This window comes from Bacillus sp. TH19, assembly GCF_016651075.1.
Taxonomy (GTDB): Bacteria; Bacillota; Bacilli; order Bacillales; family Bacillaceae_G; genus Bacillus_A; species Bacillus_A mycoides.
This window is the reverse complement of record NZ_JAEKEO010000007.1, coordinates 144,752-171,492: the sequence shown is the minus strand read 5'-3', so window position 1 is coordinate 171,492 and position 26,741 is coordinate 144,752. Positions and strand designations below refer to the sequence as shown.

Below are 26,741 nucleotides of genomic sequence, written 5' to 3'. Positions count from 1 at the left end.
CAAGACATATCATAACATGCTATCTTTCATTTTTGCAATACCTTTTTTTATTTTTTTATAAAAAATAAGAAAAAACTCATAAAAATATGAGTTTTTTCTTAAAAAAATCAATTTTTTATATCAATTAAGCTTCGTATACGTTACGAACGATATTTGTTTGATTACGATCTGGTCCAACCGAGAACATAGATAATTGGATTCCTGTTAATTCAGAAACACGCTCTACGTATTTTCTTGCATTTTCAGGAAGCTCATCCAGTGATTTCACAGCAGTAACATCTTCTGTCCAACCTGGAAGCTCTTCATATACAGGCTCACATTTCGCTAAAATGTTTAAGTTAGCTGGAACTTCATCGATAACTTCGCCATTGCATTTGTAAGCAACACAAATTTTAACAGTTGGAATACCTGTTAATACATCGATAGAGTTTAATGATAAATCTGTTAAACCACTAACACGACGTGCATGTCTTACAACAACGCTATCGAACCAACCTACACGGCGTGGACGACCCGTTGTTGTTCCGTATTCCCGACCAACTTCACGAATTTGGTGACCGATTTCATCATTAAGTTCAGTAGGGAATGGACCATCACCAACACGGCTTGTATATGCTTTACATACACCTACAACGCGAGTAACTTTCGCAGGACCAACTCCAGTTCCAACTGTTACACCACCAGCAATTGGGTTAGAAGATGTAACGAACGGGTACGTACCGTGGTCGATATCAAGCATAACACCTTGTGCACCTTCAAATAATACACGATTATTGTTATCTAGTGCATCATTTAATACGACAGATGTATCGCATACGTAATGTGCGATTTGTTGTCCGTATTCGAAGTACTCTTCAAAGATTTCTTCTACGCTGAAACCTTCTGTATCGTACATTTTTTCAAACAAACGATTTTTCTCCACTAAATTACGCTCAAGCTTCTCTTTAAATGCTTCACGGTCTAAAAGATCAGCCATACGGATACCAATACGAGCAGCTTTATCCATATATGCAGGACCGATACCTTTTTTCGTTGTACCAATCTTGTTATCACCTTTACTCGCTTCTTCTAATTCATCTTGTTTTAAGTGATAAGGTAAAATAACGTGCGCACGGTTACTTACACGTAAATTATCAGTACTTACACCACGATCGTGTAAGTATTTCAACTCTTCAAGTAATGCTTTCGGATCTACTACTAAGCCATTTCCGATTACACAAATTTTCTCTTTATAGAAAATACCAGATGGAATTAAGTGTAATTTATATTTAACTCCGCCGAAAACAATTGTATGTCCCGCGTTATTTCCACCTTGATATCTTGCAACTACTTCCGCATGCTCAGAAAGAAAATCAGTGATTTTACCTTTTCCTTCGTCGCCCCATTGTGTTCCTACAACTACTACTGAAGACATTATTAAAGCACCTCCGCAATTTTCAAACGATCTATTCAAACAATATAATTGTACCAAAACAGAAAGAGAAGTCAACCAAAAAGCGAACATTTTTTTATCGAAAAACGTTTTCGTTCGTAAGAATTACATATTCACCTTATGAAAGCCCTATCTTTCATATAAAAAAAAAGAAACACATCTTATTATAAGAAATGTGTTTCTTTTTTATACTGCCTTTATGCGTGCGGTGCATGTCCATCCTCAAAGCGGCGTTCTAAGTTGACGAATTTATTAAATTCCTTAACAAACGCAAGCTCTACTGAACCTACCGGACCATTACGTTGCTTTGCAATGATAATTTCAATTGTATTTTTATTTTCTGTTTCACGATCATAGTAATCTTCACGATATAGGAAGGCTACAATGTCAGCATCCTGCTCGATACTTCCTGATTCACGAATGTCAGACATCATCGGACGTTTATCTTGACGAGATTCTACACCACGAGATAACTGCGACAAGGCAATAACAGGTACTTGCAATTCACGTGCAATCCCTTTTAATGTACGAGAAATCTCAGATACTTCCTGCTGACGGTTTTCTCCTGATTTCCCACTTCCTTGAATAAGCTGTAAATAGTCAATCAAAACCATCCCAAGACCTTGCTCTTGCTTTAATCTACGACATTTTGCTCGAATCTCATTTACTTTAATCCCTGGTGTATCATCAATATATATACCAGCATTAGAAAGGCTACCCATCGCCATTGTTAATTTCGCCCAATCATCAGAAGTTAATGAACCGGTACGAAGTCTTTGTGCATCAATATTTCCTTCTGCACAAAGCATACGCATAACAAGCTGATCAGAGCCCATCTCTAAACTAAAAATCGCTACATTTTCATCAGTTTTCGTCGCTACGTTTTGTGCGATATTTAGTGAAAATGCAGTTTTCCCTACCGATGGACGCGCCGCCACGATGATTAAATCATTTCGCTGGAAACCTGCGGTCATCTTATCTAATTCAGTAAATCCAGTTGGTATCCCGGTAACTTCACCCTTTTGATTATGCAAAAGTTCAATTTTATCATAAGCATCTACAAGAACATCTTTAATGTTTTGGAATGCTTTTGCATTTGTTTGGTGAGATACTTCTAATATTTTTTTCTCAGCCTCATTTAAAAGGCCATCCACATCATCTTCTCGCTCGTATCCATCCGATACAATATGAGTCGCCGTTCGAATTAAACGACGTAAAAGTGCCTTTTCAGCGATGATGCGTGCATAATATTCTACGTTAGCAGCTGTTGGAACAACTTCTGCTAACTCTGCTAGATAAGAAACCCCACCAACTTCTTCTAGTAATCCTTGATCAGCCATCGCTGATGTCATTATTACTAAGTCGATTGGTTCTCCCTTATCAGACAACCCAAGCATGACTTCAAAAATCTTTTGATGTTTCGTTCGATAAAATGAGTCAGGTACCAATAGTTCCGATGCTGACGTTAACGCATCCTGATCAATTAATATGGCACCTAAGACTGCCTGCTCAGCTTCTATATTATGCGGAGGGGTACGATCAGCCATTACATCACTCATGCGCAATCCTCCTTGCTTAATTTATTTTTATTGTTCACTAACATGAACTTTTACTGTTGCTGTTACTTGCGGATGCAATTTCACATTGACGTTTGTATAACCTAATGCACGGATTGCATCATCCATTTCAAATTTACGTTTATCAAGTTTAATCTTGTGTGACTTTTGCATTACATCTACAATTTGTTTACTCGTGATAGAACCAAATAAGCGGCCACCTTCTCCAGATTTCACCTTTACTTCTACAGTTAATTTCTCTAATGTTTCTTTCAGCTCTTTTGCATTCTCAACTTCTGCTGCTGCATCTTTTTCCTCTTTGCGCTTTTGAGCATCTAAAGTTTTCATACTGCTGTTTGTCGCTTCGGCAGCTAACCCCTGTTTTAGTAAGAAATTATTTGCATAACCGTCTGGTACGTTTTTTATTTCTCCTTTTTTACCTTTACCTTTTACGTCTTTTAGAAAAATTACTTTCATGATTGTGTGCCTCCCTGTAAATAGTCATCAATAACAAATCGAAGCTTCTCCTCCGCTTCATCTACTGTAACATTTTTCATTTGTGTGGCTGCATTTGTTAAGTGCCCGCCACCTCCTAAATTCTCCATAATTAGCTGTACATTCAATTCACCTAAAGATCTACCACTAATTCCAATGAAATTTTCTCCACGTTTTGCAATAACAAACGTTGCAATGATACCTGTCATTGTCAATAATGTGTCTGCTGATTGTGCAATAAGTACTTGGTCATAATATTCATCACCATCAACTTTAGCAATCGCAATTCCATTTTTATAAATGTACGCATTTTTAATGGCTTTTGCAACTCGTAAATACTGACCCATATCTTCTTTTAAAAGCTCTTGTACAAGTACAGTGTCTGCGCCATGCGAGCGTAAATAAGAAGCGGCATCAAATGTACGAGCGCCTGTACGGAATGTAAAACTTTTTGTATCAACAATAATACCAGCTAACAATGCCGTTGCTTCTAACATTGTCATCTTTAAATTTTTCGGTTGATACTCAAGTAATTCTGTAACAAGCTCTGCCGTTGAAGAAGCGTATGGCTCCATATAAACAAGTAATGGATCTTCAATGAAATCTTCCCCGCGGCGATGATGGTCAATAACTACTACATTTTCAATCTTGTGTAACAGTTTTTCCTCCATCACCATTGAAGGTTTATGCGTGTCAACAACAACAAGTAATGAATCATCATTTGCAAATTCCATCGCTTGCCCTGGTGTAATAAAATGTGACCATAACTCTTCATTTTGTTTCACTTTATCCATCAAACGTTTGATTCCTTTATCAGAATCATTTTCATCTAATACAATATATCCTTTGCGCTCATTTAATTGAGCTACCTTTAAAATACCAATCGCTGCACCAATCGCATCCATATCAGGAGCTCTATGCCCCATTATAATGACATTACTGCTTTCTAATACTAAATCCTTTAATGCATGCGAAATAACCCTAGCACGTACACGAGTACGCTTTTCAACCGGATTCGTCTTACCACCGTAAAACTTAACTTTACCCGTTGCTTGTTTAATAGCTACTTGGTCTCCTCCTCGTCCTAATGCAAGGTCTAAACCAGATTGGGCCATCGCTCCAAGCTCTGATAAAGGTAAATCACCTGAGCCAACACCAACACTTAATGTAAGTGGTATATTCCTTTTTGATGTTTCTTCACGCACTTGATCCAAAATACTAAATTTCCCTTTCTCCATTTGCGCTAAAATACTTTCATTTAGTACAACGAAGAATCTTTCTGAAGATGCACGTTTCAAATATGCACCATACTTAACAGCCCATTCATTTAGACGTGACGTCACAAGACTTGTTATATTCGTACGTAATTGGTCATCTAATCCTTGTGTAACTTCATCATAGTTATCTAAATAAATAACAGCTAAAACAGTGCGTTGATCTTCATACATCTTTTCAATTTCTGTTTGTTCCGTTACATCAAAGAAATAAATTAGTTTTTCTTCTTTCCTTACAAAAACACGAAACTTACGATTATTTAAAGAAACTATATCGTCAGAAGTTTCCCCCTTAATAAAAAGGAGTAATGTTTCTGATACATCGTAAAGGTGCCAACCAGCTAATGCATGCTGCCCCAAACATGATGATAAATAAGGATTCGCCCAATCAATCCCATAATCCTTATTGTATAACAAAATACCAATTGGCATTTGGTTAAATGCTTCATTACTCACTTTCTTTACCCTTGTAATCATATCTGTCGTATGTTTTTCAAAATTCCTTTGAAAAGTAAGTTCGAATCGTATAACGAAAAAAAGTACAATACAAAAGATAAAGAAGGCTGATATCCCCATAATTAAATGAAAGTAACAGAGGAGTGAAATTAGCACGAATACAAAAAATGCCAATACGTAAACAGGATATAAAAACCACTGTTTCTTATAAAATTCAGGCATGTATACAACTCCTATAAAGTAAAACTAACTCACTTTCCAGTTAGTTAAACAAATTAAAATAGTGTAAGGAATATTATTTTATTCCCCTATTTTAGAACGTAATGAAATCCCTAAATCAATTATACCTAAGATTGTTACAAGAGGAAACATCATCGGAATAAACATGCAGACAATAAAACTAATAATAGGAACACCTTTCGTAAAACCTTTGCTATGCGCTATAAAAGCGATAAATGTCAGACCTTGCAGTACTAGTAGTAAAGCAAATATGACATATAAATTAGAAAATACCATATGTAAATATGATGTCGGTTCTACTTTTATAAAAGTTGATAGCAAAATAAATATAACGTAATACCAAACAATACTCTTTGGTAATTGTATATCTTTAAATTTAGGCCATGGTATAACGTCATGCTTTAGTTTTCTCAAAACACTACCTGATATCATAACTGTAATCCAAGAAAAACATACAGAAACCATTACAAGCAAACTTGGGAATAACGTTTGTAACACATCATTAAATTGTGTAAATAATTCTTTTTGCTCTTTACTAATAGGCATACCCGCAGCAGTAACTATCTTTTCACTTTGCGCCATACTTTCATTAAACATATTTTGCATTTGCTTCATTAAATCTATGTTAAAAAACTTTATACTCGCAACATAAATGAGCATAATACCAATTAAGTACACAAGCGTCCCCGCCATTAAAGTTTCTACCGGCTTTTTTCGTTTTTTATACATATATCCTAAAACGATACCTATCAATCCAAACATAGTTGTCTTTACTAGGTTCATCGGCTGACTGACAATAACAGTAATAAAAAGCGCCGCAGTAAAAACTATAAAGGCGTTAGATAATCTATATCTTATCGTTAGCAATATAAATGGCAATGGCAACGCAAACGTTACAACTGTACCTAAAAGTGGAACATACATAGATATAAGCAATAACATTGCATATATCGCTAACAGTGCTGCACCCTCAGTAATAAATTTCGTATTCTTCATCATCTAACCTCTCTTTCAAAAAAAGAAAAGCATAGCAAAATGCACAGTAGAGTCCGACTCTACTGTGCATTTCATACGCTATTATTCACCAACATATGGTAAAAGTGCCATTTGACGAGCACGTTTAATTGCAACTGTAAGTTTGCGTTGGTATTTCGCGCTTGTTCCTGTTACACGACGAGGTAAAATTTTACCGCGCTCAGAAACGAAACGTTTTAATAAATCAACATCTTTATAGTCAATGCGAGTGATGCCGTTAGATGTGAAGAAACACACCTTACGACGCTTCGCACGTCCACCTTTGCGTCCTGCCATGTCTATTCCCTCCATTCTTTGTTAAAAATAGCCGATTCACACCATTAAAATGGTAAATCGTCGTCCGAAATGTCAATCGGTTGACCAACATTCGAAAATGGATCGTCATTCTTCGTAAATCCAGAGTTACCTTGATTACCTTGGTTACCTGAATTACTAGATTGACCAAATGGGTTAGAGCTTTGGTTACCGAAACCAGCTCCTGATGGTTGCTGATTGAATGAACCACGTTGCTCCCCACCGCCATTACGCGGCTCTAAAAATTGTACGCTCTCCGCAAGAACTTCTGTTACATATACACGTTTACCATCTTGTCCATCGTAATTACGAGTTTGAAGACGTCCGTCTACGCCTGCTAAGCTACCTTTTTTCAAATAATTTGCCACGTTTTCTGCTTGTTTACGCCATATTACACAATTAATAAAGTCAGCTTCACGCTCACCTTGTTGATTCGCAAATGCGCGATTCACAGCTAACGTAAAAGTAGCTACTGCAACACCATTGGGCGTGTAACGTAAGTCAGGGTCCTTAGTTAAACGACCAACGAGGATAACACGATTCATCAATCGAACCACTCTCCCTTATATATCAATTATTTTTCTTCTTCTTTAACAACGATATGACGAAGGATATCTTCGTTGATCTTAGCTAAACGGTCGAATTCGTTAATCGCCTCTGAGTTAGAGTTCACGTTTAAGATCATGTAGAAACCTTCACGTAAGTCGTTGATTTCGTAAGCTAAACGACGCTTACCCCACTCTTTCGTGTTAATGATTTCTGCACCATTGTTTGTTAAAACACCTGCAAAACGTTCAACTAAAGCTTTTTGAGCTTCTTCTTCAACGCCAGGACGAATGATGTACATAATTTCGTACTTTCTCATTACACTTTCACCTCCTTTTGGTCTAAACGGCCCATAATGGGCAAGGAGCAATTAATTTATAGTAATTACTCACGAGTTTAGATTATATCATAGTAAGTTATATGAATCAACTCACCAATACGTAAAAAACTTGGCAAACACATAATATATTTGCCAAGCTCATATCTTTATTTTTCCTAGGAAATATTAAATTAAACGTTGAAGCGGAAGTGCATAACATCTCCGTCTTTTACGATATACTCTTTTCCTTCTAAACGTACTTTTCCAGCTTCTTTTGCAGCTGTCATAGAACCGTTTGTCATTAAATCATCATAAGAAACTGTTTCTGCGCGAATAAATCCACGCTCAAAGTCTGTATGAATTACGCCAGCACATTGTGGTGCCTTCATACCTTGTTTAAACGTCCATGCACGTACTTCTTGCACACCAGCTGTGAAGTAAGTAGCAAGTCCTAATAAATCATATGCAGCACGAATTAATTGATCTAAACCAGATTCTTCAATGCCTAGTTCTTCAAGGAATACTTTTTTCTCTTCCTCGTCTAGCTCAGCGATTTCTTCTTCGATTTTTGCACATACAACGATTACTTGAGAATTTTCATTTGCTGCAAATTCTTTTACCATTTGTACATATTTATTGTCAGAAGGATCCATAATATCATCTTCACTTACGTTTGCTACATATAGCATTTCTTTCGTTGTAAGTAAATGAAGGCCTTTAACAATCTTCATTTGCTCTTCTGTAAATTCAACAGTACGAGCTGGTTTTCCCTCTTCAAAAGCTTCTTTTAAACGAACTAAAATTTCATGCTCATATACAGCTTCTTTATCTTTTTGTCTTGCTAACTTCGCAACTCGTTCGATACGCTTATCAACAGATTCCAAATCCGCTAAGATTAGTTCTAAGTTAATTGTTTCAATGTCATCAATTGGATCTACTTTTCCTGAAACGTGCGTAATATTTTCATCTTCAAAACAACGAACAACTTGGCAAATTGCATCTACTTGACGAATGTGAGATAAGAATTTATTTCCTAACCCTTCACCTTTACTCGCACCTTTTACGATACCTGCAATATCAGTAAATTCAAATACAGTCGGAACAGTTTTTTTCGGTTCTACTAATTCCGTTAATTTATTTAAACGCTCATCTGGTACTTCTACAATCCCTACGTTTGGATCGATTGTACAGAATGGATAGTTCGCAGATTCTGCTCCTGCTTGTGTAATTGCATTAAATAAAGTGGACTTACCTACGTTAGGTAATCCAACAATCCCAGCCGTTAATCCCATATTTTTCACTCCTATGTCTCAATCTTTCATCATTATAGATAGTAACGAAAAAAATGACAAGTTTCCACCAAATGAAAAAAAGCAACGGCTGTCTACTGCAGCCGTTGCTTTTTCACTATTCTTCGTGCTTCACAAGTATTTTTTTCACCTTGCGATCAAACTCTCTTCGAGGAATCATTACCGAATGGTCACACCCCTCGCACTTAACGCGGATATCCATTCCCATACGAATAATCTTCCAGCGATTTTCACCACATGGATGGGCTTTCTTCATTTCCACAACATCGTACAAGTTATATTGCTTTTGCTCCATTCTCTAAATCCCTCCCACTATTAAATTGCTTTTTCACTAACTAATTCTTCGCGACTATATAAAACCATACGTGGGTATGGAATTTCAATCCCATGTAAATCAAGACGATTTTTAATCTCTTTGCGAAGAGCCCTCGCAATAACTGCATGCTGCATCGGCTCAACTTCAGCAATAACACGTAATACAACTTCAGACGCTGCCAATGTTTGAACACCTAGCAATTGAGGTGTTGTTACCATTTTCTCATATTTTCCTGGTAATTCTACTAATAAATCTTCAATAACTTGCTCCGCTCGTACTATATCACTTTCATAAGAAATAGATACATCAACAAATGCTACACTATTACTAACGGAAAAGTTCGTTACTTGTACAATGCTACCATTTGGTATTATATGAATTTCACCTGTCCAGCTTTTCATCTTCGTTGTACGTAGTCCAATTTCCAAAACAGTTCCTTCAAATTGCCCTATTCTTACATAATCACCTACTGAAAATTGATCCTCTAACAAAATAAATAATCCTGTAATAACATCTTTAACTAAACTTTGTGCACCAAAACCGACTGCTAAACCAATTACCCCAGCACCGGCTAATAGACCTGATGCATTAATATCAAACACACCTAAAATCGCAATTAACATAATGAACATAACAACGTATGCCACAATATTTTCAAGCAACTTCGCTACCGTAACTGTACGACGTTCTGAAATTTGAATCGGCGAACGGCTTCCCATACGAAACGCATTTCGTACAATTGCCCTTGCAACTCGCACAACGATTGCACCAAGTATTAAAATAACGATTATTTTTAGTGACTTCACACCTATATTCGTCCAATCAATGGACTCAAACCATTTCAACGCTAAATCCATGTCCCTCTACCTCTCTAGCTAAAATTTCTTTTTAGTTATCCTTATTATTGTATCAGAACTCTCTCTGATTTCTGAAAAAAATTTATGACTTTAATTCCATTTGTTAACTTCCATTCAGGTATAAAATGAAACGAATATATATATACTAGTACTATTATTTCCATTTTCATTCACAGTTTGTAGAAAGTATGCACTTATAATTTTCCATTTCACACACCATATAACATATTGTGAAAATTTATTAAAAGGATGGGTGCTTCATGAATATTAGAAGTTTTCGCTTACCTTTTTTTGAAAAAGAAACTCAAAATGTTATGCATCATGACTTAGAAGCCTCTGAGACAATCAGTAATTTCTTACTTTCCCATATTCCCATTAAGACTAATATGCCACTCATTCTCGTTTGTATCGGAACAGACCGTTCCACCGGTGATGCACTTGGTCCATTAGTTGGTACTAAACTAGAACAAATTGAAATCAAAAACCTTCAAGTATTCGGCACACTAGACGAACCAATACATGCACTAAATCTAGAGGAAAAAATTCAGAATATACAGAAAGAAAACCCTACTTCATTTATTATTGCTGTTGATGCATGTTTAGGAAAATCTCAAAGTATCGGTTCTATAACTACCGGAAAGGGTCCCAGTAAACCTGGAGCTGCGATGAATAAGAAATTACCTGAAATTGGTGATTTGCATATTCATGGCATCGTAAATTTAAATGGTTTCATGGAGTTTTTCGTACTTCAAAATACAAGACTAAGTTTAGTTATGAAGATGGCCGATGTAATTGCACAAAGTATAAAAGAAACCGATCAAAAATTATCTGCATTAAAAAAAGCAAACCATCTATAAACAATAAGATGGTTTGCTTTTTAATTTCCCTTTGATAATAATTCTAAAATTCGATTTAAATCTTCTTTATTAAAAAATTCGATTTCGATTTTACCTTTTTCTTTTTTCGTTTCTTTAATTTTTACATCCGTACCAAACTTTTCTCTTAAAAACGTTTCGCGCTCTACAAAAAATATATTTCTTTCTTTTTTCACTTGTTGTGTTTCACGTGAAACACGTTGATTAATTTCCTGGACAATTTGTTCCAATTGGCGAACGTTCAGTCCCTCTTTTTCAATTCGCTTCAATAAAGATTTCAACTGTTCTTCATCTTTTATTGTAAGTAAAGTTCTTCCATGAGCCATTGAAAGTTGACCGTTTGCAATCATATCTTGAACGAATGAAGGGAGGCTTAACAAACGAGTATAATTTGCGATATAAGGCCTGCTTTTACCAAGACGTTTTGCTAATTGTTCTTGTGTTACATTTAGCTCGTTCATTAACATCTGATATGCCATTGCCTCTTCCATAGGATTTAAATCTTCTCGTTGTAAGTTTTCAAGCAAAGCAAATTCCATCATTTGCTGCTCATTTAATTGCCTTACGACAGCAGGCACTTTCTCAAGTCCGGCCTCTTTAGCAGCACGATATCTTCTTTCACCTGCAACTATTTCATATCCTTTAATACTCTTTCGAGCAATTAAAGGTTGCAATATACCGTGCTCTTTAATAGAAGCCGCTAATTCCTGAATCGCTTCTTTATTGAAATATTTACGTGGTTGATATGGATTCGGCCTTAATTCAGTTACTATAATCTCCTGAATTGTTTCTTCTTCTTTCACATCTAAATCTGGAAAAAACACGTTGATTCCTCTTCCTAATCCCTTAGCCACCTGCAATCACTTCCTCTGCTAAATCTAAATATACTTCTGCTCCTCTTGATTTAGCGTCATACTGCATAATTGGTTTTCCATGACTTGGTGCCTCACTTAAGCGAACATTACGAGGAATAATCGAACGATATACTTTATCTCTAAAGTATTTTTTCACTTCATCTATAACTTGAATTCCTAAATTTGTACGAGCATCCAACATCGTTAACAATACACCTTGAATTGCTAAATTTTTATTTAAATGCTTTTGCACAAGTCGAACTGTATTTAATAGCTGACTTAACCCTTCCAGCGCGTAATATTCACACTGTACAGGAATAATAACAGAATCTGCTGCTGTTAATGCATTAATCGTTAATAACCCTAAGGATGGGGGACAGTCAATAATAATATACTCATATTCATCACGAATCGGCTGTAACGCTCTTTGCAAGCGTACTTCCCGGGAAATGGTTGGTACCAATTCAATTTCAGCACCAGCCAATTGAATTGTAGCGGGTAGAACATCTAAGTTTTCAGTTGCGGTTTTCCGTATGGCACCTTGAACATCTGCATCTTCTACAAGAACATTATAAATACATTGATCTAATTCAGACTTTTCAATCCCTACACCAGTCGTTGCATTTCCTTGAGCATCAATATCTACGAGAAGGACTTTTTTTCCTACTTGTGCCAATCCAGCCCCTAAATTAACGGATGTTGTTGTTTTTCCAACACCGCCTTTTTGATTAGCAATAGCAATGATTTTTCCCATGATGTCACCTACTTTCAACCTTTCTTTCTTATTCTAGAAACAATTACGTTTATTGTAACATGAAATAAAAGTTTTTCTTTTACGTCCTTATTAAACTTCAAAATTTATTTCTAAACTCCTTCTTGCTTTAACAAGAAAATATAGTAAAAGAGACCTCTCCAATAGGATAAGGTCTCTAGCACGTAATTATTTTTTCTTCGGAATTTTAATCGTAATTTGATAGTATTCATCAAACTCTTCTTCCGCAGAATTAACATTCAAACCACTATTAGCAACCATTTGTAATGATTGTCTAATCGTGTTCATAGCAATTCTCGCATCTCGACTTACTGCTTTTTGCTTCGCTTTACGCTTTGGTTTTACTTCTTCTAATAACTTTGCAATTCGTTCTTCTGTTTGCTTTACATTCAATTGCTTCTCCACAATCTCTTGTAAAACCTTCAGTTGTAATTCCTCATTCTTCAAAGGAATAAGGGCGCGAGCATGCCGTTCTGTAATACTTTTTTCTAATAATGCACTTTTGATTTCTTCAGGCAATTTTAATAATCGCAATTTATTTGCGACTGTCGATTGTCCTTTTCCAAGTCGTTGTGCCAATGCTTCTTGTGTTAAATTATGTAACTCAATCAGCTTTTGATATGCCACAGCTTCCTCAATTGCTGTTAATTCCTCACGTTGCAAATTTTCAATTAACGCTACAGAAGCTGTCTCAGTATCATTTAAATTCTTTATTATTGCAGGAACTTTTTCCCACCCTAACTTTGTTGCTGCGCGGAAACGCCTTTCCCCGGCAATAATCTCGTACTTATCATCCTCATACTGTCTCACAACAATCGGCTGGATAAGCCCATGTGTACGAATCGTTAATGCTAGCTCCTCAATACGTGCATCGTCAAAAACTGTTCGTGGTTGATAACGGTTAGGGGTAATGTTTACTATCGGAATTTCCTGTATTTCTTCATATACCTTTTTAGCTATTTCTTCATGGCTTTCGTCTTGTAATTCGAATTCGCTCTCTTTATCTCCAAAGCCAAATAAACGAGAAAACGTATTTTTCATACATATTCCACCACCTTTTAGGCCTATTGACTGTTCTACATAAAATGTTTCCTATGAAACATTTACGTTTTCATTTATATAATTTAATCTTACGTCTAATAAGATTTATTTTTCAATAGGTAATTTATTGGGCGTTCCCGGTTTGCGTGGATATTTCTTTGGTGTCTTGCGCTTTTTCTCGATTAATAAAATATTACGCTCGCTTTCTTCAAACGGTAATTGGAACGTAGACATTTCTTTCAATTCTCCGCCAAGTACCTCTAAAGCATATTTGCCATTTTCGATTTCTTCGTTCGCCGCTGCACCTTTCATTGCAATGAATGTTCCCCCTACTTTTACAAGTGGTAAACATAGCTCACTTAATACAGAAAGACGTGCAACTGCACGTGCCATTACAATATCGTATGCTTCACGTACACCTTCTTTTTTTCCAAATGTTTCAGCACGATCATGACAAAATGCAACATCACTTAATTCTAACTTTTGCGCTAAGTGATTTAAGAAATTAATACGTTTTTGTAATGAATCTACAATTGTTACTTTTAAGTGCGGGAAACAGATTTTTAAAGGGATACTTGGGAATCCAGCTCCTGCCCCAACATCACAAATAGAAAATGGTTTCGAAAAATCATAATAAAAAGCCGCTGTAACAGAATCAAAAAAGTGTTTTAAGTATACTTCTTCTTTCTCCGTAATAGCCGTTAAGTTCATTTTTTCATTCCACTCTACTAATGTTTCAAAATAGATTCCGAACTGCTCTAACTGTCTAGAAGAGAGGGAAATACCCTTCTCTTCTAGCATAGATTGAAATTGTTCTATGTTCATCTAGCAATATCTCCTTACTATGTTATTGGTTCGATACTCGTGCAATTTTTCCTTGTTCAATGTAAATAAGCAAAATGGAAACATCAGCTGGATTTACGCCAGAAATACGTGAAGCTTGCCCCATTGAAAGCGGACGAACATCTTTCAATTTCTGTCTCGCTTCTGAGGCAAGGCTAGAAATCGCATCATAATCAATATCCACAGGAATTTTTTTGTTTTCCATTTTCTTCATACGTTCTACTTGCTGTAAAGATTTTTCAATGTATCCTTCGTACTTGGTCTGAATTTCAACTTGTTCCGTAATTTCATCACTTAATGCTACTTCACTTGGTACTAAAAGATGAATATGCTCATATGTCACCTCTGGACGACGTAATAAGTCACTTGCACGTATTCCATCTTTCAATTCACTTCCACCAATACTACGAATTAATTCTTGAACTTCAGGACGCGGTTTAATAAAAATACTCTCTAACCGTTCCTTCTCCTGTTCAATTTGTAACTTTTTATTTGTAAATCGCTCATAGCGATCTTCTTTAATTAAGCCAATTTCACGACCAACTTCAGTTAAACGAAGGTCAGCATTATCATGGCGTAATAATAGGCGATATTCTGCACGAGACGTTAATAAACGATATGGTTCATTTGTACCTTTCGTTACAAGGTCATCAATTAAGACACCAATATAAGCATCAGCACGACCTAAAATAACTTCTTTTTTACCTAAAGAACGACACGCTGCATTAATCCCAGCCATAAGCCCTTGTCCTGCTGCTTCTTCGTAACCAGAAGTTCCGTTAATTTGTCCTGCTGTATATAAATTTTTAATTTTTTTCGTTTCAAGTGTTGGCCATAGTTGAGTTGGTACGATCGCATCATATTCAATTGCATAACCCGTACGCATCATTTCAACATTTTCCAGGCCAGGAATTGTTCTAAGCATTGCACGCTGTACATCTTCTGGTAAGCTCGTCGATAAGCCCTGTACATATACTTCTTGTGTATTACGTCCTTCTGGCTCTAAGAAAATTTGATGACGTGGTTTATCATTAAATCTTACTACCTTGTCTTCAATTGAAGGGCAATATCTAGGCCCTGTTCCTTTAATCATACCAGAATACATAGCTGAGCGATGTAAGTTTTCATCTATTAAACGATGTGTTTCTGTACTTGTATACGTTAACCAACATGGAATTTGATCCATAATAAATTTTGTCGTTTCAAAAGAGAAAGAACGTGGCTTATCATCACCTGGTTGAATTTCTGTTTTACTATAATCAATCGTATTACTGTTTACACGCGGAGGTGTACCTGTTTTAAATCTAACAAGATCAAAACCAAGTTCCTCTAAGTGTTCAGATAATGTAATAGATGGTTGCTGATTATTTGGACCACTTGAATATTTTAAATCTCCCATAATAATCTCACCACGTAAAAATGTTCCCGTTGTAATTACAACTGTTTTCGCTGTGTATTCAGCACCAGCTTGCGTAATTACCCCTTTACATACACCATCTTCAATAATTAAACGCTCTACCAGACCTTGAAACAACGTTAAGTTTGGTGTTTCTTCAATTGTTTTCTTTAATTCATGCTGGTAAGCGAATTTATCAGCTTGTGCACGAAGCGCGCGTACAGCTGGTCCTTTACCCGTATTTAACATACGCATTTGAATATGTGTTTTATCAATATTGCGTCCCATTTCTCCGCCTAATGCATCAATTTCACGAACAACAATCCCTTTTGCTGGTCCACCAACAGAAGGGTTACATGGCATGAACGCTACCATATCTAAGTTAATTGTTAACATTAATGTTTTTGAGCCCATTCGTGCTGCCGCAAGACCAGCTTCACATCCTGCATGACCTGCACCGATTACTATGACATCATATGAACCGGCATTGTATCCCATTGTTTATTCCTCCTAATAACCTCTATCTTACTAAATCATCTCTGATTAAAGTTTTACTTTATTTTCCTAAACAAAATTGAGAGAACAATTGGTCAATTAAACTTTCATGGACAGTATCACCAGTAATTTCACCAAGTATTTCCCACGCTCTTGTTAAATCAATTTGAACCATATCAATCGGAACACCATTTTCTATCGCTTCAATTGCATCGTTAATTGTTCTTCCTGCTTGTGTTAATAATCCGATATGTCTCGCATTAGACACGTATGTCATATCCGCAGAATCAATTGTTCCTTCAAAGAATAAATCAGCTATCGCCTTTTCAAGCTCATCTATTCCTTGCTCCTCAATTAAAGATGTTGTAATAACACGATTTCCTACCGCTAAATCTGTAACACGTTCCATATCAATTTCTTGCGGTAAATCTGTCTTATTTACAATAACAATGAAATCTTTTCCTTGTACGGCACGGAATAGATCCTCATCTTCATTTGTTAAAGCCTCGCTATAATTCACTACAATTAACACTAAGTCTGCTTGGCTCATCATTTCCTTCGAACGCTCTACACCAATTCGTTCAACAATATCTTCCGTTTCACGAATTCCGGCTGTATCTATAAGTTTAAGTGGTACACCACGCACATTAACGTACTCTTCAATAACATCACGAGTTGTTCCTGCAATATCAGTTACAATTGCCTTTTTCTCCTGAACAAGACTATTTAATAGCGATGATTTCCCAACGTTAGGTCTACCGATAATTGCGGTAGAAATGCCTTCACGTAAAATCTTTCCTTGCTTCGATGTTTCTAATATCTTTGCAATTTCAGCACGGACATGTGTAGCTTTCTCAATTAAAATATTATGCGTCATCTCTTCTACATCATCATATTCTGGGTAATCTATATTCACTTCAATATGAGCTAATGTTTCTAATATTTCTTGACGCAGATGGCCGATTAATTTAGATAATCGTCCTTCCATTTGGTTAATCGCTACATTCATAGCACGATCTGTTTTCGCACGGATTAAGTCCATAACAGCTTCTGCTTGTGACAAATCAATACGTCCATTTAAAAAAGCACGTTTTGTAAATTCACCAGGCTCTGCCAGTCGTACTCCTTGCGCTAAAATAAGCTGTAATACTTTATTTACCGAAACAAGTCCACCATGACAGTTAATTTCTACTATATTTTCACGCGTAAAAGTCCTTGGTGCACGCATAATGGACACCATAACTTCTTCAATAACTTGATTTGTATCTAAATCGACAATATGACCATAATGAATTGTATGAGAAGAAACCTGTGTTAAATCCTTCCCTTTAAAAATACGATCGACTTTCTCAATCGCATCATCCCCACTTACTCGAACAATGGCAATTGCACCTTCCCCAAGTGCTGTGGAAATTGCGGCAATTGTATCAAATTCCATGTCCTTTCACCTCACTTGCTTATTTATCTCTATTTCAACATGAATTTTTTCCGTCACTAAATTATTAGGATACCATAACGAACCTATCTACAAAAGAATAATAACTCATTTTATTATGTCCTTATGTAAAAAACACTAAACTTATTCACAGTGGATAAGTTTAGTGTTTTTTAGTTATCCACATTTATTTTCTCCTCAAAAAAACCGGCACTCAATTGAGTAACCGGTCACTTGGAAGATATTACAACATACCGATGTGGTTCTTTTCCTTCAGAAGTTGTAATGATATTTTGATGATTAGATAATGCTTGGTGAATAATTTTTCGTTCGAAAGAAGGCATTGGTTCTAGAACAACTCTTTTTTTAGTACTCACTACTTGTTTTGCTAATCGATAGGAAAGAGATTCTAACGTATTTTTTCTTTTACTACGATAGTTTTCAGCATCCAGTGTAATACCAATATATTGCTTTGTATTACGGTTCGCAACAAGTTTTGTTAAATACTGTAAAGAATTCAACGTATTCCCTCTTTTACCAATTAAAACACCGATATTTTCACCAGAAATTGTAAATTCAACTTCGCGTCCTTTTACAATTTTTCTAATCTCAACTTCCACACCCATATTTTGAATAACATTTTTTAAATATTCTTCACATTCTTGGATTGGATCTTTTTTCAATACAACTTCTACAACAGCGGGGCGATTCCCAAATAAACCTAGGAACCCCCTCTTACCCTCATCGATAATATTTATATCTACTCGATCTTTCGAAGCATTTAATTGTCTTAAAGCATCTTGTACTGCCAGCTCGACTGTTTGTCCTTTAGCAGTAATCATACTCACTTGCTTGATCCTCCTGCCTTACTAGCCTTAATGTCAGGCCCTTTGATCATATACATTTGAGCGATACCAAAGATATTACCAACTACCCAGTACAATGATAGTGCTGCTGGGAAGTTAATTGCAAAGACTAAAATCATAATTGGCATAAGCCAAATCATCATTGCCATTTGCGGATTTTGTCCAGCCGTTCCTGCCATTGCAAGCTTTTGCTGAATAAACGTCGTAATAGCTGCAACAATTGGAAGGATATAGAACGGATCCGCCTGTCCTAAATCGAACCATAAAAATGTATGTTCACTAATTGCTGTTGTTCTCATAATCGCATGATAAAACGCGAATAAAATAGGCATCTGAACAAATATTGGTAAACATCCTGCTAATGGGTTTACACCATTCTTTTGATATAACTGCATCATTTCTTGTTGTAGTTTTTGCTGTGTTGCTTGATCTTTAGAACTATATTTCTCTTTTAATTTCACCATTTCTGGTTGTAACGCCTGCATTGCTTTCGTACTCTTCGTTTGTTTAATCATTAATGGTAATAATGCAAAACGAATGATAAGAGTTGTAACAACGATTGCTAAACCGTAATTACTACCAAATAATTCTGCAAAATACGTGATTAACTGAGAAAGCGGGTATACGAAATATTCATTCCAAATCCCAGTGCTTTTCGGTGTAATCGGTTGATTTGTTTCACTACAGCCGGTAGCAATTGCCATTAGCATAATAACCATGGCTAATAAACCTATTTTCTTTTTCAAAGCCTGCTCCTCCTTGTTTCGGTATGTATATAGTGTAATTCATTTCCTTACGCTACTTTTTTATTCTTTTCATACCAGAGCGTTTAAAGACATGAATTAAGCTTTTCTTTAACTCTTCATATGTCATCTCTGCACAAGGCTTCCTTGCTATTATAACAAAATCTTTTCCAGAATCTATCTCATCTTTTAATTCTATAATCGATTGGCGAATCATACGCTTAATTCGATTACGCACTACTGCATTGCCTATTTTCTTACTAACAGAAAGACCAATGCGAAAATGCGGCTGTTTTTCTTTATCTAATTTGTATACAACAAACTGGCGATTGGCATTCGATTGTCCTTTTTGGAAAACAGCCTGGAATTCATCATTCTTTTTTATACGGTTTTTTTTCTTCATATCATTTGACACTCCTGTATTTCATCAGCGGAAACTCATTATTATTAGAAAAAAAGACCACTGAACGATCAGTGGTCTACGCAGATAATACTTTTCTTCCTTTACGACGACGAGCTGCTAGCACTTTACGTCCGTTTGCTGTGCTCATACGGCTGCGGAAACCATGTACTTTGCTGCGCTTACGTTTATTTGGTTGGTAAGTTCTTTTCATTATATGACACCTCCCTGAGGAATATCTGTTAAAGACAGTCTAATAAATTATAGTAAATCAAATAGGAAAATGTCAATGGTTCTCGAAATTTTCATCAAATATTCATTTTTAACCTATTCACAAACTTTTTCACAGTACCTATATTTCCTTGTGGATAAATATATTTTCTCTTTTTTGTATCCACAAACTCTTTTTTTACTTTTACACAGTATATCGTGTTGTGGACAAGTTTATTCCACAAGGTATTGATTTTGTGGATAACTTTCTTAAATTCATTGCTATAGCTGCTTTTTTTTGATATTATAGTTGTGTTTTCACTTTGAATAAGTTTTTCACACCTTTATTTTATCCACAATTTGTGTATAACATGTGGATAGTTTAAATCACATGTGAGTAAATAGTTGTCCACATGTGTTATTTTGTCGAAAACTCTATCTCGGATACTAACGACGTTTTTATATTTTAAAATACGTTTCGTATAAATATGCATTAGAAATATTTACAGGTTGTACAATTGTTGCGCAACCTTATTCTTTTACCATCTTTGTAAAGGAGGGACACCTTTGGAAAATATCTCTGATTTATGGAATAGTGCCTTAAAAGAATTAGAAAAAAAGGTAAGCAAGCCAAGTTATGAAACCTGGTTAAAATCAACAACTGCTCATAACTTAAAAAAAGATGTATTAACTATTACAGCTCCAAATGAATTCGCTCGTGACTGGCTAGAATCTCATTATTCGGAACTAATCTCCGAAACACTTTATGATTTAACAGGGGCAAAACTAGCTATTCGTTTTATCATTCCCCAAAGTCAGGCAGAAGAGGATATAGATCTCCCTTCTGTTAAGCAAAAACACGCACATGATGAGTCTAATCACTTACCACAGAGTATGTTAAACCCAAAATATACATTTGATACATTTGTTATTGGCTCTGGTAATCGTTTTGCACATGCTGCTTCTTTAGCTGTAGCTGAAGCACCAGCTAAAGCCTATAATCCGCTCTTTATTTACGGGGGCGTTGGACTTGGAAAAACACATTTAATGCACGCAATTGGGCATTATGTAATTGAACACAACCCAAATGCAAAAGTTGTATATTTATCATCTGAAAAATTTACAAATGAATTTATTAATTCAATTCGTGATAATAAAGCTGTCGATTTTCGTAATAAATATCGTAATGTAGATGTCTTATTGATAGATGATATTCAATTTCTTGCTGGAAAAGAACAAACACAGGAAGAGTTTTTCCATACATTTAATGCGTTACATGAAGAAAGTAAACAAATTGTGATTTCAAGCGATAGACCACCAAAAGAAATCCCAACTTTAGAAGATCGCCTTCGTTCTCGCTTTGAATGGGGGTTAATTACGGACATTACGCCACCAGATTTAGAAACTAGAATCGCAATTTTACGTAAAAAAGCAAAAGCAGAAGGTCTTGATATACCAAATGAAGTTATGCTTTATATCGCAAATCAAATCGATTCAAATATTCGTGAACTAGAGGGTGCACTTATTCGAGTTGTAGCTTATTCATCTTTAATTAATAAAGATATGAATGCTGATTTAGCGGCTGAAGCGCTTAAAAATATTATTCCAAACTCTATACCTAGAATTATTTCTATTTCTGATATTCAAAAGGCTGTTGGGGGCGTCTATCAAGTAAAATTAGAAGATTTCAAAGCAAAAAAACGGACAAAATCCGTTGCATTCCCTCGCCAAATTGCGATGTATTTATCACGTGAACTTACGGACTCATCTTTGCCAAAAATAGGTGAAGAATTTGGTGGCCGCGATCATACAACAGTAATCCATGCTCACGAAAAAATTTCGAAGCTATTAAAAACGGATACTCAATTACAAAAACACGTTGAAGAAGTTAAGGATATTTTAAAATAGTAGTAGCTGAATAGTGTGAATAACTTAGCTTATTTTACGCACAGTCTATCCACATGTAGATAGACTGTTTTTACATCTTTAAACAGGGTTATCCACATATCCACAAGCCCTAGTACTATTACTACTACTTTTTTATCTTTATTAAATAAATAAAATCTTATACTTACCGGAGGTTTTTCGTTATGCGTTTTACAATACAAAAAGACTATCTTGTAAGAAGTGTACAAGATGTAATGAAGGCAGTTTCTTCTCGTACAACAATTCCAATTCTTACAGGGATTAAAGTTGTAGCAACTGAAGAAGGAGTTACTTTAACAGGTAGTGATGCAGACATCTCTATCGAATCATTTATCCCAGTCGAAGATGCTGGAAAAGAAATTGTGGAAATTAAACAATCAGGAAGTATTATTTTACAAGCAAAATATTTTAGTGAGATCGTAAAAAAATTACCTAAAGAAACTGTCGAAATTTCTGTGGAAAATCATTTTATGACAAAAATAAAATCTGGAAAATCAGAGTTCAACTTAAATGGTTTAGATGCTGCTGAATATCCGTTATTACCACAAATCGAAGAACATCATGTATTTAAGATTCCAACAGATTTACTAAAGCACATGATTCGTCAAACAGTATTTGCAGTTTCAAGTTCTGAAACAAGACCGATCTTGACAGGTGTAAACTGGAAGGTATATAACAGCGAGCTAACTTGTATTGCAACAGATAGTCACAGACTAGCACTTCGTAAAGCAAAAATCGAAGGGTATAATATTGCCGATGAATTTCAAGCGAATGTCGTTATTCCTGGTAAGAGCTTAAGTGAATTAAGTAAAATTCTAGATGAATCTGAAGAAATGGTAGATATCGTTATTACGGAGTATCAAGTATTATTCCGTACAAAACATTTATTATTCTTCTCAAGATTATTAGAAGGAAATTATCCAGATACAACGCGTTTAATTCCAGCTGAAAGTAAAACTGATATATTTGTAAATACAAAGGAATTTTTACAAGCGATTGATCGTGCGTCGCTGTTAGCAAGAGATGGTCGTAACAACGTTGTTAAATTATCGACATTAGAACAACAGATGTTAGAGATTTCTTCGAATGCACCAGAAATCGGAAAAGTAGTAGAAGAGGTTCAATGTGAAAATGTAGATGGAGAAGAATTAAAAATATCTTTTAGTGCAAAATATATGATGGACGCATTAAAGGCTTTAGATAGTACAGAAATTAAAGTTAGTTTTACTGGAGCGATGAGACCGTTTTTAATTCGCACAGTAAATGATGATTCCATTATCCAATTAATTTTACCAGTCCGTACTTACTAAGTAAGGATTAAGGGTTGCTAGTGTAAAGGTACTAGTGACCCTTATTTGATTTGTGGGGTATTACTTTCCTAATGCTAGTTTATTTAGTACAATGAAAGAATGAACACTTTCAGAAAGTGAGCGATTTTATGAAACTTATTAAGATTTCAACAGAATACATTACACTAGGACAATTTTTAAAGTTAGCTGATGTAATTGATACAGGTGGCGCTGTGAAATGGTTCTTACAAGAATATGAAGTATACGTGAATCAAGAACTTGAAAATAGAAGAGGCCGAAAGTTATATGCAAATGATATTGTTGAAATTCCGGGAAGCGGAACTTTCCAAGTTCAGGCATAAAGGGGGATCCCTTTGTTTATTACAGAAATACAATTAAAAAACTATCGCAATTATGAGCATTTAGAGCTTTCCTTTGAGGATAAAGTCAATGTAATTATTGGTGAAAATGCGCAAGGGAAAACGAATTTGATGGAAGCTATTTATGTATTGGCGATGGCGAAATCTCATAGAACTTCGAACGATCGTGAACTCATTCGTTGGGATGAGGATTATGGTAATATAAAAGGTAGATTACAAAGGCGAAATAGTTCAGTATCCTTAGAATTAAATATTTCAAAAAAAGGTAAAAAGGCAAAGTTAAATCAGTTAGAACAACAAAAATTGAGCCAGTATATTGGTGAAATGAATGTTGTTATGTTTGCCCCAGAAGATTTAAATCTTGTAAAAGGAAGCCCTCAAGTACGAAGACGCTTTTTGGATATGGAACTTGGACAAATAGCTCCGGTCTATTTGTATGAATTAAGTCAATATCAAAAGGTACTCACGCAACGAAATCATTTACTTAAGAAGATGCAAGGGAATAGTAAAAATGAGGAAACGATGTTGGATGTATTTACACTTCAACTTATTGAGCATGGTGCAAAAATTTTGCGAAAACGTTTTGAGTTTTTGCATTTACTACAAGAATGGGCTGCTCCAATTCATCGCGGAATTAGCAGGGGATTAGAGGAGTTAGAAATCGTTTATAAACCAAGTGTAGATGTATCAGAATCAATGGATTTGTCGAAAATAAAAGAAGTATACTATGAAAGTTTTCAATCTGTGAAACAACGTGAAATTTTTCGGGGTACAACTTTACTTGGTCCTCATCGTGATGATTTACAATTCTTCGTTAATAGTAAAAATGTTCAAGTCTTTGGTTCACAAGGACAACAACGAACAACCGCACTATCCCTAAAATTGGCTGAAATTGAATTGATATACTCAGAGGTTAAGGAATATCCAATTCTTTTACTAGATGATGTGTTATCAGAATTAGATGATTATCGTCAATCGCATCTGCTAAATACAATTCAAGGAAAAGTACAAACCTTTGTGACAACGACGAGTGTCGAGGGAATTGAACACGAAACATTGAAAGAAGCGAAAACAATTCATGTAACGAACGGCACGGTAGATTGTGAAATAGACAGAAAATAATTTCTGTTTAAATGGAAAAGTAGGTGATCTTTGTGTCAATGGAACAAAAGCAAATGCAGGAAAATGCATATGATGAAAGTCAGATTCAGGTGTTAGAAGGACTGGAGGCAGTTCGAAAGCGTCCTGGTATGTATATTGGTTCTACAAGTGGAAAAGGTCTTCATCACCTCGTGTGGGAAATTGTTGATAACAGTATTGATGAAGCTTTAGCAGGATATTGTGATGAAATTAATGTCAGTATTGAAGAAGATAATAGTATTGTTGTAACAGATGATGGTCGCGGTATCCCTGTTGGTATACAAGAAAAAATGGGACGTCCTGCTGTAGAAGTTATTATGACGGTACTACATGCCGGTGGTAAATTTGGCGGTGGTGGTTATAAAGTTTCTGGTGGTTTGCATGGTGTAGGTGCATCTGTTGTAAATGCTTTATCAACAGAATTAGAGGTATTTGTACATCGAGATGGAAAAATACACTATCAAAAATATGAACGCGGGGTCCCGGCTGCGGATTTAAAAGTAATAGGTGAAACTGATCGTACAGGAACGATCACACGCTTTAAGCCAGATTCAGAAATTTTTACAGAGACGACAGAATACGAATTTGATACATTAGCGACTCGTATGCGTGAGTTGGCGTTTTTAAATCGTAATATTAAATTAACAATTGAAGATAAGCGTGAACATAAGCAAAAGAAAGAATTCCATTATGAAGGTGGAATTAAATCATATGTTGAACATTTAAATCGTTCAAAACAACCGATTCATGAAGAACCTGTATATGTTGACGGTTCAAAAGATGGGATTCAGGTTGAGGTTGCTCTTCAATATAACGAAGGCTATACAAATCATATTTATTCATTTACAAATAATATTCATACGTATGAAGGCGGTACACATGAGGTAGGTTTTAAGACTGCTCTAACGCGTGTAATTAACGATTATGGTCGTAAAAATAATATTTTAAAAGATGCGGATAGTAATTTAACTGGTGAAGATGTTCGTGAAGGCTTAACAGCAATCGTGTCAATTAAGCATCCAAATCCACAATTTGAAGGACAAACAAAGACGAAACTTGGAAATAGTGAAGCGAGAACGATTACAGAGTCTGTATTCTCAGAGGCGTTTGAAAAGTTCTTACTAGAAAACCCCAATGTTGCACGTAAAATTATAGATAAAGGGACTATGGCAGCGCGTGCACGTGTAGCGGCTAAAAAGGCTCGTGAACTAACGCGCCGAAAGAGTGCTCTAGAAGTTTCAAGTTTACCAGGGAAGCTAGCTGATTGTTCTTCTAAAGATCCAGCAATTAGCGAAATTTATATCGTGGAGGGTGACTCTGCGGGCGGATCTGCAAAACAAGGACGCGATCGTCATTTTCAAGCGATTTTACCACTGAAGGGTAAAATTATTAACGTTGAAAAGGCACGTTTAGATAAGATTTTATCAAATGATGAAGTTCGTACAATTATTACAGCAATTGGTACAAATATTGGTGGGGATTTTGCTATTGAAAAAGCTCGCTATCATAAAGTTATTATTATGACAGATGCCGATGTTGATGGTGCACATATTCGTACCCTATTATTAACGTTCTTCTATCGTTATATGCGTCAAATCATTGAGTGTGGATATATATATATCGCACAGCCACCGTTGTTTAAAGTACAACAAGGTAAAAAAATTCAATATGCTTATAACAATAAAGAACTTGAAAAAATACTAGCTGAATTACCAGCTCAACCTAAGCCTGGGATTCAGCGTTATAAAGGTCTAGGGGAAATGAATCCAACTCAGCTGTGGGAGACGACAATGGACCCAGAAGTACGTTCGTTACTTCAAGTTTCCCTTCAAGATGCAATTGAAGCGGATGAAACATTTGAAATTTTGATGGGTGATAAAGTAGAGCCGCGTCGTAACTTTATCCAAGAAAATGCAAAATACGTGAAAAACCTTGATATTTAAGTG

The 26,741-nt window shown here is 35.7% G+C and carries 27 protein-coding genes; 6 read left to right on the top strand and 21 right to left on the bottom strand.

The genetic code is table 11. From position 1 onward, the window contains the following. Nucleotides 1-124 precede the first annotated feature (124 nt). From JFU54_RS04620 to JFU54_RS04570, 11 genes are all read right to left on the bottom strand, one after another. Nucleotides 125-1,414 (bottom strand): adenylosuccinate synthase, encoded by a 1,290-nt coding sequence (locus JFU54_RS04620; protein ID WP_002034994.1) that lies wholly within the window; start codon nt 1,412-1,414, stop codon nt 125-127. A 215-nt stretch (nt 1,415-1,629) separates the two neighbouring features. Further along, nucleotides 1,630-2,991, bottom strand: coding sequence for a replicative DNA helicase (gene dnaB, locus JFU54_RS04615; RefSeq protein ID WP_002016457.1), 1,362 nt, complete (start codon nt 2,989-2,991; stop codon nt 1,630-1,632). Between the two features lie 27 nt (nt 2,992-3,018). Continuing rightward, nucleotides 3,019-3,465, bottom strand: coding sequence for a 50S ribosomal protein L9 (gene rplI / locus JFU54_RS04610; RefSeq protein WP_002143959.1), 447 nt, complete (start codon nt 3,463-3,465; stop codon nt 3,019-3,021). Beyond that, nucleotides 3,462-5,435, bottom strand: a complete 1,974-nt coding sequence (locus JFU54_RS04605; RefSeq protein WP_201063809.1) for a DHH family phosphoesterase — start codon at nt 5,433-5,435, stop codon at nt 3,462-3,464. The genes rplI and JFU54_RS04605 overlap by 4 nt, the downstream gene beginning before the upstream one ends. Before the next feature lie 78 nt (nt 5,436-5,513). Further along, on the bottom strand, nt 5,514-6,449 hold the full coding sequence (locus JFU54_RS04600; protein ID WP_201063807.1) for a YybS family protein: 936 nt from the start codon (nt 6,447-6,449) through the stop codon (nt 5,514-5,516). Nucleotides 6,450-6,530: 81 nt separating this feature from the next. Then, the gene (gene rpsR / locus JFU54_RS04595; protein ID WP_000918874.1) at nt 6,531-6,764 is read right to left on the bottom strand and encodes a 30S ribosomal protein S18; all 234 of its coding nucleotides are present in this window, start codon (nt 6,762-6,764) and stop codon (nt 6,531-6,533) included. Nucleotides 6,765-6,808: 44 nt separating this feature from the next. Next, nucleotides 6,809-7,330 (bottom strand): single-stranded DNA-binding protein, encoded by a 522-nt coding sequence (gene ssb / locus JFU54_RS04590; RefSeq protein ID WP_000981963.1) that lies wholly within the window; start codon nt 7,328-7,330, stop codon nt 6,809-6,811. 26 nt (nt 7,331-7,356) lie between these two features. Further along, nucleotides 7,357-7,647, bottom strand: coding sequence for a 30S ribosomal protein S6 (rpsF, locus tag JFU54_RS04585; RefSeq protein ID WP_001233782.1), 291 nt, complete (start codon nt 7,645-7,647; stop codon nt 7,357-7,359). Nucleotides 7,648-7,838: 191 nt separating this feature from the next. Next, nucleotides 7,839-8,939: a redox-regulated ATPase YchF gene (gene ychF / locus JFU54_RS04580; protein WP_002089951.1), complete on the bottom strand. Its 1,101-nt coding sequence runs from the start codon at nt 8,937-8,939 to the stop codon at nt 7,839-7,841. Nucleotides 8,940-9,054: 115 nt separating this feature from the next. After that, entirely contained in the window at nt 9,055-9,252 is a 198-nt protein-coding gene (locus JFU54_RS04575; protein ID WP_000436054.1) for a DUF951 domain-containing protein, read from the bottom strand. Between the two features lie 20 nt (nt 9,253-9,272). After that, nucleotides 9,273-10,130 (bottom strand): mechanosensitive ion channel family protein, encoded by an 858-nt coding sequence (locus JFU54_RS04570; RefSeq protein ID WP_002016466.1) that lies wholly within the window; start codon nt 10,128-10,130, stop codon nt 9,273-9,275. 260 nt (nt 10,131-10,390) lie between these two features. Here JFU54_RS04570 and yyaC point away from each other — a divergent pair, with 260 nt between their 5' ends. Then, nucleotides 10,391-10,987 carry a spore protease YyaC gene (gene yyaC / locus JFU54_RS04565; RefSeq protein WP_002089953.1) on the top strand — a complete coding sequence of 199 codons (597 nt, stop codon included), beginning with the start codon at nt 10,391-10,393 and terminating at the stop codon, nt 10,985-10,987. 20 nt (nt 10,988-11,007) lie between these two features. Here yyaC and spo0J read toward each other — a convergent pair whose 3' ends face one another. From spo0J to rpmH, 10 genes are all read right to left on the bottom strand, one after another. Then, nucleotides 11,008-11,859: a stage 0 sporulation protein Spo0J gene (gene spo0J / locus JFU54_RS04560; RefSeq protein ID WP_170935246.1), complete on the bottom strand. Its 852-nt coding sequence runs from the start codon at nt 11,857-11,859 to the stop codon at nt 11,008-11,010. After that, complete coding sequence (gene soj, locus JFU54_RS04555) at nt 11,852-12,613, bottom strand: sporulation initiation inhibitor protein Soj (RefSeq protein ID WP_002016469.1); 762 nt, start codon at nt 12,611-12,613, stop codon at nt 11,852-11,854. Before soj ends, spo0J begins: the two co-directional genes overlap by 8 nt. A gap of 186 nt (nt 12,614-12,799) precedes the next feature. Then, nucleotides 12,800-13,672, bottom strand: coding sequence for a nucleoid occlusion protein (gene noc / locus JFU54_RS04550; RefSeq protein ID WP_002016471.1), 873 nt, complete (start codon nt 13,670-13,672; stop codon nt 12,800-12,802). Nucleotides 13,673-13,777: 105 nt separating this feature from the next. Continuing rightward, nucleotides 13,778-14,497: a 16S rRNA (guanine(527)-N(7))-methyltransferase RsmG gene (gene rsmG / locus JFU54_RS04545; protein WP_002016472.1), complete on the bottom strand. Its 720-nt coding sequence runs from the start codon at nt 14,495-14,497 to the stop codon at nt 13,778-13,780. Nucleotides 14,498-14,519: 22 nt separating this feature from the next. Next, nucleotides 14,520-16,409, bottom strand: a complete 1,890-nt coding sequence (gene mnmG, locus JFU54_RS04540; RefSeq protein ID WP_201063805.1) for a tRNA uridine-5-carboxymethylaminomethyl(34) synthesis enzyme MnmG — start codon at nt 16,407-16,409, stop codon at nt 14,520-14,522. A gap of 58 nt (nt 16,410-16,467) precedes the next feature. Continuing rightward, complete coding sequence (gene mnmE, locus JFU54_RS04535) at nt 16,468-17,844, bottom strand: tRNA uridine-5-carboxymethylaminomethyl(34) synthesis GTPase MnmE (protein ID WP_002034990.1); 1,377 nt, start codon at nt 17,842-17,844, stop codon at nt 16,468-16,470. Nucleotides 17,845-18,071: 227 nt separating this feature from the next. Continuing rightward, the gene (jag, locus tag JFU54_RS04530; RefSeq protein ID WP_002166368.1) at nt 18,072-18,689 is read right to left on the bottom strand and encodes an RNA-binding cell elongation regulator Jag/EloR; all 618 of its coding nucleotides are present in this window, start codon (nt 18,687-18,689) and stop codon (nt 18,072-18,074) included. After that, complete coding sequence (gene spoIIIJ / locus JFU54_RS04525) at nt 18,686-19,453, bottom strand: YidC family membrane integrase SpoIIIJ (RefSeq protein ID WP_002016477.1); 768 nt, start codon at nt 19,451-19,453, stop codon at nt 18,686-18,688. The genes jag and spoIIIJ overlap by 4 nt, the downstream gene beginning before the upstream one ends. Nucleotides 19,454-19,505: 52 nt before the next feature. After that, entirely contained in the window at nt 19,506-19,853 is a 348-nt protein-coding gene (gene rnpA, locus JFU54_RS04520; protein WP_002089963.1) for a ribonuclease P protein component, read from the bottom strand. Nucleotides 19,854-19,929: 76 nt separating this feature from the next. Next, nucleotides 19,930-20,064, bottom strand: coding sequence for a 50S ribosomal protein L34 (rpmH, locus tag JFU54_RS04515; RefSeq protein ID WP_000831901.1), 135 nt, complete (start codon nt 20,062-20,064; stop codon nt 19,930-19,932). Between the two features lie 563 nt (nt 20,065-20,627). On the opposite strand from rpmH, the gene dnaA reads away from it, so the two are divergent. From dnaA to gyrB, 5 genes are all read left to right on the top strand, one after another. Next, a complete protein-coding gene (gene dnaA / locus JFU54_RS04510) occupies nt 20,628-21,968 on the top strand; it encodes a chromosomal replication initiator protein DnaA (RefSeq protein ID WP_002016481.1) in 1,341 nt (446 codons plus the stop codon). 182 nt (nt 21,969-22,150) lie between these two features. Next, nucleotides 22,151-23,296, top strand: a complete 1,146-nt coding sequence (gene dnaN / locus JFU54_RS04505) for a DNA polymerase III subunit beta (protein WP_002016482.1) — start codon at nt 22,151-22,153, stop codon at nt 23,294-23,296. 128 nt (nt 23,297-23,424) lie between these two features. Further along, nucleotides 23,425-23,637 (top strand): S4 domain-containing protein YaaA, encoded by a 213-nt coding sequence (yaaA, locus tag JFU54_RS04500; RefSeq protein WP_002016484.1) that lies wholly within the window; start codon nt 23,425-23,427, stop codon nt 23,635-23,637. Between the two features lie 12 nt (nt 23,638-23,649). After that, nucleotides 23,650-24,777, top strand: coding sequence for a DNA replication/repair protein RecF (recF, locus tag JFU54_RS04495; protein ID WP_002016486.1), 1,128 nt, complete (start codon nt 23,650-23,652; stop codon nt 24,775-24,777). Nucleotides 24,778-24,815: 38 nt separating this feature from the next. Continuing rightward, complete coding sequence (gene gyrB, locus JFU54_RS04490) at nt 24,816-26,738, top strand: DNA topoisomerase (ATP-hydrolyzing) subunit B (protein ID WP_002034986.1); 1,923 nt, start codon at nt 24,816-24,818, stop codon at nt 26,736-26,738. Nucleotides 26,739-26,741 lie beyond the last annotated feature (3 nt).

What these genes read in the sequence shown, in the direction of transcription:
- JFU54_RS04620 (WP_002034994.1), bottom strand. Translation starts at nt 1,414, where the DNA reads ATGTCTTCAGTAGTAGTTGTAGGAACACAATGGGGCGACGAAGGAAAA.
- dnaB (WP_002016457.1), bottom strand. Translation starts at nt 2,991, where the DNA reads ATGAGTGATGTAATGGCTGATCGTACCCCTCCGCATAATATAGAAGCT.
- rplI (WP_002143959.1), bottom strand. Translation starts at nt 3,465, where the DNA reads ATGAAAGTAATTTTTCTAAAAGACGTAAAAGGTAAAGGTAAAAAAGGA.
- JFU54_RS04605 (WP_201063809.1), bottom strand. Translation starts at nt 5,435, where the DNA reads ATGCCTGAATTTTATAAGAAACAGTGGTTTTTATATCCTGTTTACGTA.
- JFU54_RS04600 (WP_201063807.1), bottom strand. Translation starts at nt 6,449, where the DNA reads ATGAAGAATACGAAATTTATTACTGAGGGTGCAGCACTGTTAGCGATA.
- rpsR (WP_000918874.1), bottom strand. Translation starts at nt 6,764, where the DNA reads ATGGCAGGACGCAAAGGTGGACGTGCGAAGCGTCGTAAGGTGTGTTTC.
- rpsF (WP_001233782.1), bottom strand. Translation starts at nt 7,647, where the DNA reads ATGAGAAAGTACGAAATTATGTACATCATTCGTCCTGGCGTTGAAGAA.
- ychF (WP_002089951.1), bottom strand. Translation starts at nt 8,939, where the DNA reads ATGGGATTAACGGCTGGGATTGTTGGATTACCTAACGTAGGTAAGTCC.
- JFU54_RS04575 (WP_000436054.1), bottom strand. Translation starts at nt 9,252, where the DNA reads ATGGAGCAAAAGCAATATAACTTGTACGATGTTGTGGAAATGAAGAAA.
- JFU54_RS04570 (WP_002016466.1), bottom strand. Translation starts at nt 10,130, where the DNA reads ATGGATTTAGCGTTGAAATGGTTTGAGTCCATTGATTGGACGAATATA.
- yyaC (WP_002089953.1), top strand. Translation starts at nt 10,391, where the DNA reads ATGAATATTAGAAGTTTTCGCTTACCTTTTTTTGAAAAAGAAACTCAA.
- soj (WP_002016469.1), bottom strand. Translation starts at nt 12,613, where the DNA reads ATGGGAAAAATCATTGCTATTGCTAATCAAAAAGGCGGTGTTGGAAAA.
- noc (WP_002016471.1), bottom strand. Translation starts at nt 13,672, where the DNA reads ATGAAAAATACGTTTTCTCGTTTATTTGGCTTTGGAGATAAAGAGAGC.
- rsmG (WP_002016472.1), bottom strand. Translation starts at nt 14,497, where the DNA reads ATGAACATAGAACAATTTCAATCTATGCTAGAAGAGAAGGGTATTTCC.
- mnmG (WP_201063805.1), bottom strand. Translation starts at nt 16,409, where the DNA reads ATGGGATACAATGCCGGTTCATATGATGTCATAGTAATCGGTGCAGGT.
- mnmE (WP_002034990.1), bottom strand. Translation starts at nt 17,844, where the DNA reads ATGGAATTTGATACAATTGCCGCAATTTCCACAGCACTTGGGGAAGGT.
- rnpA (WP_002089963.1), bottom strand. Translation starts at nt 19,853, where the DNA reads ATGAAGAAAAAAAACCGTATAAAAAAGAATGATGAATTCCAGGCTGTT.
- rpmH (WP_000831901.1), bottom strand. Translation starts at nt 20,064, where the DNA reads ATGAAAAGAACTTACCAACCAAATAAACGTAAGCGCAGCAAAGTACAT.
- dnaN (WP_002016482.1), top strand. Translation starts at nt 22,151, where the DNA reads ATGCGTTTTACAATACAAAAAGACTATCTTGTAAGAAGTGTACAAGAT.
- yaaA (WP_002016484.1), top strand. Translation starts at nt 23,425, where the DNA reads ATGAAACTTATTAAGATTTCAACAGAATACATTACACTAGGACAATTT.
- gyrB (WP_002034986.1), top strand. Translation starts at nt 24,816, where the DNA reads ATGGAACAAAAGCAAATGCAGGAAAATGCATATGATGAAAGTCAGATT.